The sequence below is a fragment of the Methylobacterium sp. WL69 genome, from assembly GCF_008039485.1.
Taxonomy (GTDB): domain Bacteria; phylum Pseudomonadota; class Alphaproteobacteria; order Rhizobiales; family Beijerinckiaceae; genus Methylobacterium.
Genome location: NZ_VRUZ01000113.1, coordinates 1 through 11949, shown reverse-complemented (window position 1 = coordinate 11949; position 11949 = coordinate 1). Strand labels below are relative to the sequence as shown.

Here is an 11949-nt window from a genome sequence, read left to right as displayed (position 1 = left end):
CCCGCGGCCGGCGCCCCGGCCCCTGCGCCCAAGCCCTGATCCCCGATCCCCGATCCCCGGGATTGCGGCCCGGCCGCGATCCCGGGGATCTCCGACATGAGAAAGGCCGGGCGAGAAATCGCCCGGCCTTTCTCATGTCCGGAACCGGACCCGTCGGCCCGGGATCAGTTGGCCCGAGATCAGTTGGCCCGAGATCAGTTGGCTTGGGAGCTGCGCATCCGGTAGGTGCCTTCCGCGTCGCGCTCGAACACCTCGGCGATGCCGGTGTGGCGCAGGGCCTCGCCGGAGGTATCGGGGACGAGGTTCTGCTCGGAAACGTAGGCCACGTACTCGCTCTCGGCGTTCTCGGCGAGCAGGTGGTAGAACGGCTGGTCCTTGCGCGGCCGGACCTCCTCGGGAATCGCCAGCCACCATTCCTCGGTGTTGTCGAACACCGGGTCGACGTCGAACACGATGCCGCGGAACGGGTAGATGCGGTGGCGGACCACGGCGCCGAGGCCGAACTTGGCGGTTCTCATCTTGGGCGTGGCGGAGATCGTATCGGTCATCCCTGCCAGATAAGCCGGCGCGATGCGGTTGTCATCGGCGCAGAGGCCGCCGACGACAACCGGGACCTCAGGTCAGGCCATACGTCTTGGCGAGCTCCGGGTCCTTGTCGGCGACGAGCCTGGCGAGATCGACGATGACCTTGGCCTGCTTCCAGGTGGCGTCGTCCTGCATCTTGCCGTCGAGCATCACCGCGCCGGTGCCGTCGGGCATCGCCTCGACGATGCGCACCGCGAAGGCGACCTCCGCCGGATCGGGCGCGAAGACCCGCTTGGCGATGGCGACCTGATTCGGGTGGAGCGTCCAGGCGCCGGCGCAGCCCATCAGGAAGGCGTTGCGGAACTGGGCCTCGCAGGCCTCGCCGTCGGAGAAGTCGCCGAACGGGCCGTAGAACGCCTTGAGGCCGTTGGCCATGCAGGCATCGACCATTTTCGCGATGGTGTAGTGCCAGAGGTCCTGCTGGGCGCTGGCCCGGGCGGCGCCGTCCGACGTCGGATCGGCGATGACGCGGTAATCCGGGTGGCCGCCGCCGACGCGGGTGGTCTTCATGCCGCGCGACGCCGCGAGATCGGCGGGGCCGAGGCTCATGCCGTGCATGCGCGGGGAGGCCGACGCGATGGCATCGACGTTGGCGACCCCCTCGGCCGTCTCCAGGATGGCGTGGACGAGGATGGGCTTTCCGACCCCGTGCTTCGCCTCGAGCTGGGCGAGGAGCTGATCGACGTAGTGGATGTCCCACGGCCCCTCGACCTTGGGCACCATCACCACGTCGAGCTTGTCGCCGACCTGGGACACGATCTCGAACAGGTCGTCGAGAATCCAAGGGGAGTTCAGGGCGTTGATGCGGGTCCACAGGCCGGTGCCGGAGGCGGCGAAGTCGGTCGCCTGCGCCATGGCGACGAAGCCCTTGCGCGCGGCCTCCTTCTGATCGACGGGCACGGCGTCCTCGAGGTTGCCCAGCACCACGTCGACGGTGGCGGCGAGCTCGGGCACGCGGGCGCGGACCTTGTCGTTGTGCGGCGGCACGAAGTGGATCATCCGCTCGAGCTTCACCGGAAGCTCGCGGAACGGGGCCGGCGCGCCGGTGGCGAGGGGCTGGAAGAAGCGGCGGGGCAGTTTCATCGGCGTCTCAGGCTCCAATGTTCTTGTGGGGCGGGTATTCTTGTGCGGCGGGCTCCCGTCCAGCGGTTAGTTCAAGCCTGCCCCCGCCGTAAAGGTGCGCGGACACACCAAACCGTTTGCCATGGGGTCGGGATGGGAGGACCATCCGGAACAGGACCCGCGGCCTCACGTTCTGACGACGAGGCGGGCACCTCGACCACGAACGAAGGACGGACCCATGTCCGGATCATCGATCAGGCGCACCAGCCTCCGGTCCACGGCACTCGTGTGCGTCATCGGCCTCGGCCTCGGCCTCCCGCAACCGGGTTTCGCGGCCGAGCGAACCAGGACTTCTGAGCGCGCCGCCTTCACCGCCGCGGAGGCCGCCGCGGCCAGACCCGACGGATTTCCCGCGGGCGTGCGCATCCCCGGCGACGATCCCGCCGCCTTCGCCCGCCTCCTCGCGGGCGCGCGGGCCGCCTCCGATCCCTGGCTCGTCCTTTCGGGCGGCGGCGAGAACGGCGCCTTCGCGGCGGGCCTCCTGAAGGGCTGGAGCGAGGCCGGGACCCGGCCCGCCTTCGGCGTGATCACCGGCGTCAGCACGGGCGCGATGATCGCCCCCTTCGCCTTCGTCGGCTCCGGCGGGGACGAGGCCCTGCGCCAGGGCTACACCGAGATCTCGGCGGCCGACGTGTTCGAGTTCGGGGCGACGGCCGAGGCCCTGACCGACACCTGGCCGCTGAAGCGGCGCATCGACAGGTCGGTGACCCCGAAGCTGCTCCAGGCCATCGCGGCCGAGCACGCCAAGGGCCGGCGCCTCCTCGTCGCCACCACGGCGGTGGATTCCGAGCGCCCGGTCCTGTGGGACATGGGCGCCATCGCCGGCACCGACGGCCCGAAGGCCCTCGCCCTGTTCCGGGACATCATCCTCGCCTCCTCGGCGGTGCCGGGGGTGTTTCCGCCGGTGATGGTCGAGGCCGTGGCGGGCTCCCGGCACATCCAGGAGATGCACGACGACGGCGGCACCACGGCGCCGTACTACCTCGCGCCCGAGGCGACCCTGCTGGCCGCACACCCGACCCCCCTGCCGACGCACCGGGTCTACCTCGTGGTCAACAATTCCCTCGCGCCCCAATTCCAGATGGCCTCGCGCACCACCCTGAGCGTGCTCGGCCGCTCCATGTCGGCGGCGATCAAGGCGCAGACCCGCGCCGCCCTGGCCCTCGGCCGGAGCTTCGCCGAGCGGACGGGCCTCGACCTCCGGGTGGCCGAGATCGACGGACGGTTCACCCGGACGACCACGGCGCCCTTCGACCAGGGCTACATGAAGGCGCTGTTTTTCCATGGCGAAGCCTTGGGCCGCGCCGGCACCGCCTTCCGCGGAGACGCCAGGGACCGCGAGGCCGACGTCGAGACCGGAACGCCGCGCGGGAAGGACGGCGATCTGCCGGCCGTCTCCCTCACGGGAACGACCGCACCGAAGGAAGCCGTCGAGCTGGTCCGGCGCTGAGTCTCAGCGCATGAGGCTGGGCGCGCCGAGGCGCGGCACCACGCCTTCGCGCATGACGAAGCGGCGCAGGGGCGTGATCGTCGTCATGGCGAGGAGCCCGAGGCCGCGCAGGGCATCCACGGGCAGGAAGCCGGTGAGCAGGCTGCGGTTGAGGGCATCGACCGCCAGGGTGCGCAGGCGCGCATCGCGACCGCGCCCCCGGGCGAACCCCGCAAGGGCCGCCCGGGACCCCGGATCGCGCCCGTCCGCCACCGCGTCGGCGACGGCGTCCCGCAGGGCCGCCGCATCGCGCAGGCCAAGATTGAGCCCCTGCGCGCCGATGGGCGGGAAGACATGGGCGGCTTCGCCCACGAGGGCGAGGCGCGCCGCCACCGGGCTCGTCAGGGCGAGGCCGCGCATGGGCACGAGGCCGCGCGGCCCGTCGATCCGCATGTGTCCCAGCATCGCCTGCGCCTGCGCCTCGACGGCCCGGGCCAGCCCGGATTCCTCGAGGGCCGCCATGCCTTGCGCCCGCGCCGCGTCCATCACCCAGACGAGGCTGGAGCGGTGGCCGCCCGGCAGGGGCACCAGGGTGAACGGCCCCTGCCGGGTGTGGAATTCCGTCGAGACATCCCGGTGCGGGCGGGTATGGGCCAGGATCGTGGTGATGGCGGCTTGCGGATAGGACCATTCGCGGGGCACGAGGCCGGCGGCGGCGCGCAGCTTCGAGCGGGCGCCGTCGGCGCCGGCCACGAGGCGGGCGGACAGGCGCGTGCCGTCCCCGAGCGTCAGGGCCGCCTCCGTTTCTCCGGCGCTGAACGCCTCCGCGTCGCTCTCGAACAGAGTCAGGTTCGGCGTGGCACGGGCCTGAACCCGCAAACTCTCCACGAGGCGGGCGCTCTCGACGTTCCAGCCGAAGGCATCGAGGCCGATCTCCGTGGCGACGAAGCGGGCCGGGGGCGGCCGGAACAGGCTGCCGGTGTCGTCGACGATGTGGAGTTCGGCGAGCGGACTGGCGTGGGGTGCGATGCCGTCCCAGGCGCCGAGCGCCCTGAGGAAGCGCACGGACCCGTCGAGGAGCGCCACCGTGCGCCCGTCGGCCACGGGCGCGTGCCGGCCGACGAGGGCGGTGGGAACCCCGTCGCGGGCGAGCGCCAGGGCGGCGGCGAGCCCGGCGGCCCCGGCGCCGACCACCGCGACCGCGAAGGGAGCCGGCGCGCGCGAATCACTCTCGGGCGATGGGGCCACGGGGCTGTTCTCCTGGGTACGCCCGTCCGACGCGGGTGTCGGAGGGCGGCGTCGAAAATGGGACAGACCGGCCGATCCGTCATCCCTTACAGAGGGAGCCGACCGGATCGGTCAAGGGACGCGATGGTGCGGGAAAACAGCGCCGGGTAGCATCCTGGAACGGAGGCCGTGCGGGCCCGGGCCCGGAGGAAGGACACCCCCATGAACCTCGCCATCGCGCTCCTCGCGCTCGGCTTTCTCATGCTGGTGGCCTATCGCGGCTTCAGCGTCATTCTGTTCGCCCCCGTGGCGGCGCTGGCGGCCGTGCTGCTCACCGACCCCTCCGCCGTGCTGCCGGTGTTCTCCGGCCTGTTCATGGAGAAGATGGTCGGCTTCGTGAAGCTGTACTTCCCGGTGTTCCTGCTCGGCGCCGTGTTCGGCAAGGTCATCGAGCTGTCGGGGTTTTCGCGCTCCATCGTCACGGCGGTGATCGAACTCGTCGGCGCCAAGCGGGCCGTGCTCTCCATCGTGCTCGTGTGCAACCTGCTCACCTATGGCGGCGTGTCGCTCTTCGTCGTGGTGTTCGCCGTCTATCCGTTCGCGGCCGAGGCGTTCCGCCTCTCCGACATCCCCAAGCGTCTCATCCCCGGCACCATCGCGCTCGGCGCCTTCTCCTACACCATGGACGCCCTGCCGGGGACGCCGCAGATCCAGAACATCATCCCCACCACCTTCTTCAACACCAACACCTGGGCCGCCCCCTAGCTCGGCCTCATCGGCGCGGCCTTCATCCTCGTCGCCGGCGTCGCCTATCTCGATGCCCGCATCGCGGCGGCCAGGCGCGGGGGCGAGGGCTACGGCAGCGGCCACAGCAACGAGCCGGCGGTGACGGACGCGGCCGCCCGCGCGCATCCGGCCGTCGCCCTCCTGCCCCTCGTGGTGGTCGGCCTGTCCAACCTCGCCTTCACGGCGGCGATACCGCGCCTCTACGGGCCCAAGGCCGAGACGGCCCTCGCCGGCCTCGACAAGCCCATCGTGACGACGATCTCCTCCGTCACCGCCATCTGGGCGGTGGAGCTCGCGCTCCTCGCCGGCATCCTCACGGTGCTGGCCTTCGCCTGGACGCCGGTCGCCCGAGGCTTCGCCGAGGGCAGCCGGGCGGCGGTGGCAGGCGCCCTCCTGGCGGCCATGAACACCGCGTCCGAGTACGGCTTCGGCGCGGTCATCGCCGCCTTGCCCGGCTTCCTCGTGATCCGCGACGCCCTCTCGGCGATCCCGAACCCCCTGGTCAACGAGGCGGTGACGGTGACGGCGCTCGCCGGCATCACCGGCTCGGCCTCCGGGGGGCTCAGCATCGCGCTCGCGGCCATGTCCGGCCCCTTCATCGCAGCGGCCGAGGCGGCGAACATCCCCCTGGAGGTGCTGCACCGGGTGGCCAGCATGGCGAGCGGCGGCATGGACACCCTGCCTCACAACGGCGCCGTGATCACGCTCCTCTCCGTGACCGGCCTCACCCACCGGCAGGCCTATGCCGACATCTTCGCCATCACCGTGCTGAAGACGAGCGCCGTGTTCCTGGTGATCGGGGTCTACTACCTCACGGGAATCGTGTGACGGGCGCCACCGGTTCGACGATCCGCAGGGTGAGCTGGGTGAACGGCTTGATCTCCCAGGTGCGCCCCGGATTGAACATCATCACCACGAGACGGCGCTCCAGCACCTGGAAGGCCGGCAGGGTCGCCTCCGGCCGCAGGATCGTGCCGGGCTGAACGGCCGGATCATAGGCCGCCGGGCGTATCCATACGATCTCGTCCATCCCATCGTCCGGTTGGTCTTCACGTTATTGATGCAGGCAAGATCAACCGCCCGTCGTGGTCCGAACCATGCACGGCGGCACCTTCTAAACCAGGGATTTGTGTGCCGCGCAATCGCTTGGTCCGCGGCGCGGGGCGCGGGTGCGGCGGCGCACGTGGAGGGCCGCGAGACCGGCCCGACCATTGCTCGCGCGCGTGGACCGTCTATCTCGCTGAGACCGAGACCCATCGAGGAGCGAGCCCCATGGCGAAGGCGATCCGAGTCCACGAATACGGCGGCCCCGAGGTGATGCGCTACGAGGACGTCACGGTGCCCGAGCCCGGGCCCGGACAGATCCGCGTCCGCCAGAGCGCCATCGGCGTCAACTTCATCGACATCTACTTCCGCTCGGGCGCCTACAAGGTGCCGCAGCTGCCGTTCACCCCCGGCAACGAGGGCGCCGGCACCGTGGTCTCGGTGGGCGAGGGCGTCACCGCGTTCCGCGTCGGCGAGCGCGTGGCCTACGGCTCGGCCGCCGGGACCTACGCGGAAGAGGTGGTGATCAACGCCAGCGCCGCCGTGCACCTCGCCGACGGGGTGGAGGACACCACCGCCGCCGCGATGATGCTCAAAGGTCTCACCGCCGAGTACCTCCTGCACCGGACCTACCGGGTGAAGGCCGGCGACACGATCCTGTTCCACGCCGCCGCCGGCGGCGTCGGCCTCATCGCCTGCCAGTGGGCCAAGCACCTCGGCGCCACGGTCATCGGCACCGTGGGGTCGGCCGAGAAGGCGGAGCTGGCGCGGGCCAACGGCTGCGACCACGTCATCCTCTACCGCGACGAGGACTTTGCCGCCCGGGTGAAGGAGATCACCGGGGGCAAGGGCGTGCCGGTGGTCTACGACGGCGTCGGCCGCGACACCTTCCCGGCCTCCCTCGACTGCATCAGCCCGCTCGGCCTCTTCGTCAGCTTCGGCTCGGCCTCGGGCCCCGTGGACGATTTCAGCCTGGCGCTGCTCGGCCAGAAGGGCTCGCTCTACGCCACCCGTCCCTCGCTCTTCGCCCATGCGGGCCAGCGCGAGACCCTGGACGCCATGGCGGAGAACCTGTTCTCCGTGGTGGCGAGCGGCGCCGTCAAGATTCCCGTCCACGCGAAGGCCAAGCTGTCGGAGGCCCCGCAGGTCCACACGGATCTGGCCAGCCGCAGGACCACGGGCGCCACGGTGATGATCCCGTGATTCTGTTCTCCCGGGATCGGAGGACGCCGTGATCCCCGGATCATCGGACGTCCTCCTCGTGGTGGACGTGCAGGTCGACTTCCTGCCCGGCGGCGCCCTGGCCGTGCCGGACGGCGACGGGGTGATCGCCCCGATCAACCGCCTGGTCGACCGGTTCGCCCACGTGGTGGTGACCCAGGACTGGCACCCGCCGGGCCACGTCTCCTTCGCCGCCAGCCATCCCGGCCGGTCGGCGTTCGAGACGGTGGCGCTGCCCCATGGCGATCAGGTGCTGTGGCCGGAGCACTGCATCCAGGGAACGGCCGGCGCCGCCCTCGCCCCCGGCCTGCGGGCCGAGCGCGCCGAACTGGTGATCCGCAAGGGGCACCATCCCGGCGTCGACAGCTACTCGGCGTTCCTGGAGGCCGACCGCGCGACCCCCACGGGGCTCGCCGGCTACCTGCGCGAGCGCGGGTTCACCCGCGTGGTCGTGTGCGGCCTCGCCACGGATTACTGCGTCGGCTGGAGCGCCCTCGATGCCCGCGCGGCGGGGTTCGAGGCCGTCGTCGTCACCGACGCCATCAGGGGGATCGACATCGACGGGTCGGTCGCGCGTGCCATGGCCGCCATGGCGGCGGCCGATGCCGGATTCGTCGAGAGCGGGGCCTACACCGCACTTCCATAGAGATCGTACGCGTCCGCCCGCTCGATCTTCACGGTGACGATGTCGCCGACGCGAAGCGGGCGGCGGGAGGTGACGTGGACGTTGCCGTCGATCTCCGGCGCATCGTATTTCGAGCGGCCCTTGGCGACGCCGCCCGCGACGGAATCGATGATGACGGGCAGGCGCTTGCCGACCCGCGCCTTCTGCAGGCGGGCGGAGACGATCTGCTGCGCCTCCATGAACCGGCGCTTGCGGTCGGCCTGAACTTCCGGGGGAACCGCGTCGCCGAGTTCGTTGGCGGTCGCCCCCTTCACCGGCTCGTAGGTGAAGCAGCCGACGCGCTCAAGCCTGGCTTCCTTGATCCAGGCGAGCAGCTCCTCGAACTCGGCCTCGGTCTCGCCGGGGAACCCGACGATGAAGGTCGAGCGGATGGCGAGATCCGGGCAGATCTCGCGCCAGCGCCGGATGCGCTCCAACTGCTTCTCCTGGTTGCCCGGCCGGCGCATGCGCTTGAGCACGGAGGGCGACGCGTGCTGGAGCGGCATGTCGAGGTAGGGCAGGATCTTGCCCTCGGCCATCAGGGGGATGACGTCGTCCACGTGTGGGTAGGGATAGACGTAGTGCATCCGCACCCAGGCCCCGAGCTCACCGAGCTCCGCGGACAGATCGTAGAACTTCGCCCGCACCTCGCGGCCCTGCCACGGGCTCGGGGCGTAGCGGATGTCGACGCCGTAGGCGGAGGTGTCCTGCGAGACCACCAGCAGTTCCTTGACGCCGGCTTTGACCAGTTTTTCCGCCTCGCGCAGGACGTCGCCGGCCGGTCGGCTGACGAGGTCGCCGCGCAGGGACGGGATGATGCAGAAGGTGCAGCGATTGTTGCAACCCTCTGAAATCTTGAGGTAAGCGTAGTGGCGCGGGGTGAGCTTCACCCCCTGGGGCGGCACGAGGTCGAGGAACGGATCGTGGGCCGGGGGTACCGCCTCGTGCACCGCCGCCACCACGGATTCGTAGGCCTGGGGGCCGGTGACGGCCAGAAGGTTCGGGTACTTTTCGCGGATCTCGTCGGGCTGCGCGCCCATGCATCCCGTGACGATGACCCGGCCGTTCTCCGCCATGGCCTCGCCGATGGCCGACAGCGACTCGGCCTTCGCCGAATCGAGGAAGCCGCAGGTGTTGACGATGACCACATCCGCGCCGTCATGGCGTCGGGCGAGTTCGTAGCCCTCCGCGCGCAGGTGGGTGAGGATGCGCTCGGAATCCACCAGCGCCTTGGGGCAGCCCAGCGACACGAAGGAAATCTTGGGCGCGGGCTTCGTGGACGCCGGCGGCAGCAGGGGTGAAGCGGTCATGGGCACCCGTCGGGCGCGGTCGAAGTGGCGCCGACCGGCCGTGGATTCGAGGAAATCAAGCTGAGTTGACAACTCTATAGCCGCATCCGAGGCGGCTTGCGAGCCTCACGGCCCCAAGGGGCGTCATGCGCCGTTGCCGCTTCTCCGGCGGCCGCGCCCGTGCCAACTCCCAAAAGCCCGGAATCCTTGCCGCAGGGCAGGGCGGGTATCCGTTTCCCGCGCGAGCCTCTAAGCCCCCATCATCATGTGGACCGCAGACATCCCGTTCGTCGATCCCGTCGCGGCGGTGCAGGCCCTGGCGCACCTGCCGGGGCTCGCCTTCCTCGACAGCGCCATGCACCACCCGACGCTCGGCCGGACCTCGACCGTGGCGGCGGACCCGTTCGCCCGATTCCGCTTTCGCGATGGGGTGGCTACCCTGGACGGGCACCCCGTGCCCGGCACCGGCCTCGAGGCCCTGCGCGCCTGCCTCGCGCCCTACCGGATCGACCCGGAGCCGGGCGACCCCGGCTTCACCGGCGGGGCCATCGGCTACGTTGCCTACGATCTCGGCGCACGCCTGGAGCGGGTGGCCGCCCCGGCCCGGCGCGCGGGCCTGTGCGACGACATCGCCTTCAACCTCTACGACACGGTACTCAGCATCGACCACGGGACCGGCACCTGCCGGCTGATGGCCACGGGCTTTCCCGAGCGGGACCCCGCCGCCCGGCAGGCCCGGGCCCAGGCGCGCCTCGCCCTGTTCGCGCAGTGTCTCTCGGGTGCCCGCCCGACGCCCGAGCCGGCGGCGCAGGGGCCGCTCGCCTGGCACTCCAACTTCACGAAAAGCGCTTACGAGGCGGCGGTGGAGCGGGTGCGCGACTACATCCGCGCCGGGGACATCTACCAGGCCAACATCGCGCAGCGCTTCGAGGCCGCCCTGCCGGCGGGCTTCGACGCGCTCAGTCTCTACCGGCGCCTGCGCGCCGCCAACCCGGCGACCTTCGGCGCCTACCTCGCCTTCGAGGACCTGCGCGTCGCCTCGAGCAGTCCCGAGCGCTTCCTCAAGCTGTCGGGCCGCGACATCGAGACCCGGCCGATCAAGGGCACCGTGCGCCGCGTCGCCGACCCGGACGAGGATGCGCGCCTGGGGGCGGCGCTCCAGGCCGACCCCAAGGAGCGGGCCGAGAACATCATGATCGTCGATCTCCTGCGCAACGACCTCTCGCGCATCTGCGCGCCGCACAGCGTGCGGGTCCCGGTCCTGTGCGGGCTCGAATCCTACGCCTCCGTCCACCATCTCGTCTCCGTGGTCACCGGAACCCTGAAGGACGGGATGGACGCCATCGACCTCATCGCGGCGACCTTCCCCGGCGGCTCCATCACCGGGGCGCCGAAGCTGCGCGCCATGGACATCATCACCGAGATCGAGGGCGACGCCCGCGAGCTCTATTGCGGCGCCATCGGGGCGCTGGGCTTCGACGGCGGCCTCGACACCGCCATCGCCATCCGCACGGTGGTGATGGACCGCCACACGGCCGTGCTCCAGGCCGGCGGCGGCGTCACCCTGCTGTCCGACCCGGGCCGCGAATACGAGGAGACCCTGACCAAGGCCGCGCGGGTGTTCCAGGCGTTCGCGCCGGACGGGGAGGGCGCCCCGTGATCCTCGTCATCGACAATTACGATTCCTTCGTCTTCAACGTGGTGCGGTACTTCGAGGAACTCGGGCAGACCGTGCGGGTGGTGCGCAACGACGCCGTGGATGTCGCCGGCATCCGGGCCCTGGCGCCCGACGCCGTGGTGATCTCGCCCGGCCCCTGCACCCCGGCCGAGGCCGGCATCTCGCTTCCCGCCATCCGCGACCTGTCCGGCGAGATCCCCCTGCTCGGCGTCTGCCTCGGCCACCAGGCCATCGGCGCGGCCTTCGGCGGCCGGGTCGCGCGGGCCGGCCGGCCGCTCCACGGCCAAGCCACACCCATCACCCATGGCGGGCAGGGCCTGTTTGCCGGCCTGCCGAGCCCGATGCAGGTGGGACGCTACCATTCCCTCATCGTCACGCCCGAGCCCGGCATGGCCGAGACCCTCACCGTGGACGCCGTCTCGGCCGAGGGCGAGGTGATGGCCCTGTCCCATACCCGCCACCCGACCTGGGGCATCCAGTTCCACCCGGAATCCGTGCTGACCGAGCACGGCCACGCCCTGTTCGGCAACTTTTTGGAGTTGGCCCGTGCCTGGCGCGCGGGGGAGGAGCCGTCTCGTGCTGTGGTTTGACGGCGCCCTCGTCGCGGGGCCCGTGCCCTTCGACCTCGCCGACCGCGGCCTGACGCTGGGCGACGGGGTGTTCGACACGGCGCTCGCCCGCGACGGCCGCCTCGTGTTCGAGGCCGCGCATGTCGCCCGCCTCGCCGCCGCCACGCGGGCCCTCGGGTTCTTCGTCGACCCGGAGCGGATCACGCAGGCCATGCGGGCCGTGGCCGGCGGGGCAGGGGATCTCGCGGCCATTCGCACCACGGTGACCCGGGGCTCGGGACCGCGCGGCCTCGCGCCCCCGGCCGAGCCCCGCCCGGTCCTGTGGGCGAGCGCGG

The 11949-nt window shown here is 71.3% G+C and carries 11 protein-coding genes and 1 pseudogene; 7 read left to right on the top strand and 5 right to left on the bottom strand.

Going from position 1 to position 11949, the window contains the following annotated elements; translation table 11 throughout:
* Positions 1-194: 194 nt before the first annotated feature.
* Positions 195-548, bottom strand: coding sequence for a heat shock protein HspQ (gene hspQ, locus FV218_RS20040; RefSeq protein ID WP_056097363.1), 354 nt, complete (start codon positions 546-548; stop codon positions 195-197).
* A gap of 67 nt (positions 549-615) precedes the next feature.
* The gene (locus FV218_RS20035) at positions 616-1668 is read right to left on the bottom strand and encodes a CoA ester lyase (protein WP_056097366.1); all 1053 of its coding nucleotides are present in this window, start codon (positions 1666-1668) and stop codon (positions 616-618) included.
* A gap of 217 nt (positions 1669-1885) precedes the next feature.
* Between FV218_RS20035 and FV218_RS20030 the strand changes: the two genes are divergently transcribed.
* Entirely contained in the window at positions 1886-3157 is a 1272-nt protein-coding gene (locus FV218_RS20030) for a patatin-like phospholipase family protein (RefSeq protein ID WP_147711270.1), read from the top strand.
* Positions 3158-3160: 3 nt separating this feature from the next.
* Here FV218_RS20030 and FV218_RS20025 read toward each other — a convergent pair whose 3' ends face one another.
* Positions 3161-4384, bottom strand: a complete 1224-nt coding sequence (locus FV218_RS20025; RefSeq protein WP_147711268.1) for an FAD-dependent monooxygenase — start codon at positions 4382-4384, stop codon at positions 3161-3163.
* A gap of 201 nt (positions 4385-4585) precedes the next feature.
* On the opposite strand from FV218_RS20025, the pseudogene FV218_RS20020 reads away from it, so the two are divergent.
* A pseudogene (locus FV218_RS20020) lies at positions 4586-5977 on the top strand (GntP family permease).
* Here the strand turns inward: FV218_RS20020 and FV218_RS20015 are convergent.
* Entirely contained in the window at positions 5961-6179 is a 219-nt protein-coding gene (locus tag FV218_RS20015; protein WP_056097375.1) for a hypothetical protein, read from the bottom strand. The pseudogene FV218_RS20020 and the gene FV218_RS20015 overlap by 17 nt on opposite strands.
* A gap of 242 nt (positions 6180-6421) precedes the next feature.
* Here FV218_RS20015 and FV218_RS20010 point away from each other — a divergent pair, with 242 nt between their 5' ends.
* Together FV218_RS20010 and pncA are read left to right on the top strand one after the other, a co-directional pair.
* Positions 6422-7396, top strand: a complete 975-nt coding sequence (locus FV218_RS20010; protein ID WP_147711266.1) for a quinone oxidoreductase — start codon at positions 6422-6424, stop codon at positions 7394-7396.
* A 28-nt stretch (positions 7397-7424) separates the two neighbouring features.
* A complete protein-coding gene (pncA, locus tag FV218_RS20005; protein WP_147711264.1) occupies positions 7425-8060 on the top strand; it encodes a bifunctional nicotinamidase/pyrazinamidase in 636 nt (211 codons plus the stop codon).
* On the opposite strand, the gene rimO is transcribed toward pncA, so the two are convergent.
* Positions 8042-9388 carry a 30S ribosomal protein S12 methylthiotransferase RimO gene (rimO, locus tag FV218_RS20000; RefSeq protein ID WP_147711262.1) on the bottom strand — a complete coding sequence of 449 codons (1347 nt, stop codon included), beginning with the start codon at positions 9386-9388 and terminating at the stop codon, positions 8042-8044. The genes pncA and rimO overlap by 19 nt on opposite strands.
* Before the next feature lie 244 nt (positions 9389-9632).
* On the opposite strand from rimO, the gene pabB reads away from it, so the two are divergent.
* The 3 genes from pabB to FV218_RS19985 form a co-directional block, all read left to right on the top strand.
* A complete protein-coding gene (gene pabB / locus FV218_RS19995; protein ID WP_147711260.1) occupies positions 9633-11027 on the top strand; it encodes an aminodeoxychorismate synthase component I in 1395 nt (464 codons plus the stop codon).
* Positions 11024-11635: an aminodeoxychorismate/anthranilate synthase component II gene (locus FV218_RS19990; protein WP_056097385.1), complete on the top strand. Its 612-nt coding sequence runs from the start codon at positions 11024-11026 to the stop codon at positions 11633-11635. Before pabB ends, FV218_RS19990 begins: the two co-directional genes overlap by 4 nt.
* A partial coding sequence (locus FV218_RS19985) for an aminotransferase class IV (RefSeq protein WP_187273114.1) occupies positions 11622-11949 on the top strand: 328 nt, incomplete at its 3' end. The genes FV218_RS19990 and FV218_RS19985, both read left to right, overlap by 14 nt.

What these genes read in the sequence shown, in the direction of transcription:
- hspQ (WP_056097363.1), bottom strand. Translation starts at nt 548, where the DNA reads ATGACCGATACGATCTCCGCCACGCCCAAGATGAGAACCGCCAAGTTC.
- FV218_RS20035 (WP_056097366.1), bottom strand. Translation starts at nt 1,668, where the DNA reads ATGAAACTGCCCCGCCGCTTCTTCCAGCCCCTCGCCACCGGCGCGCCG.
- FV218_RS20030 (WP_147711270.1), top strand. Translation starts at nt 1,886, where the DNA reads ATGTCCGGATCATCGATCAGGCGCACCAGCCTCCGGTCCACGGCACTC.
- FV218_RS20015 (WP_056097375.1), bottom strand. Translation starts at nt 6,179, where the DNA reads ATGGACGAGATCGTATGGATACGCCCGGCGGCCTATGATCCGGCCGTT.
- FV218_RS20010 (WP_147711266.1), top strand. Translation starts at nt 6,422, where the DNA reads ATGGCGAAGGCGATCCGAGTCCACGAATACGGCGGCCCCGAGGTGATG.
- rimO (WP_147711262.1), bottom strand. Translation starts at nt 9,388, where the DNA reads ATGACCGCTTCACCCCTGCTGCCGCCGGCGTCCACGAAGCCCGCGCCC.
- pabB (WP_147711260.1), top strand. Translation starts at nt 9,633, where the DNA reads ATGTGGACCGCAGACATCCCGTTCGTCGATCCCGTCGCGGCGGTGCAG.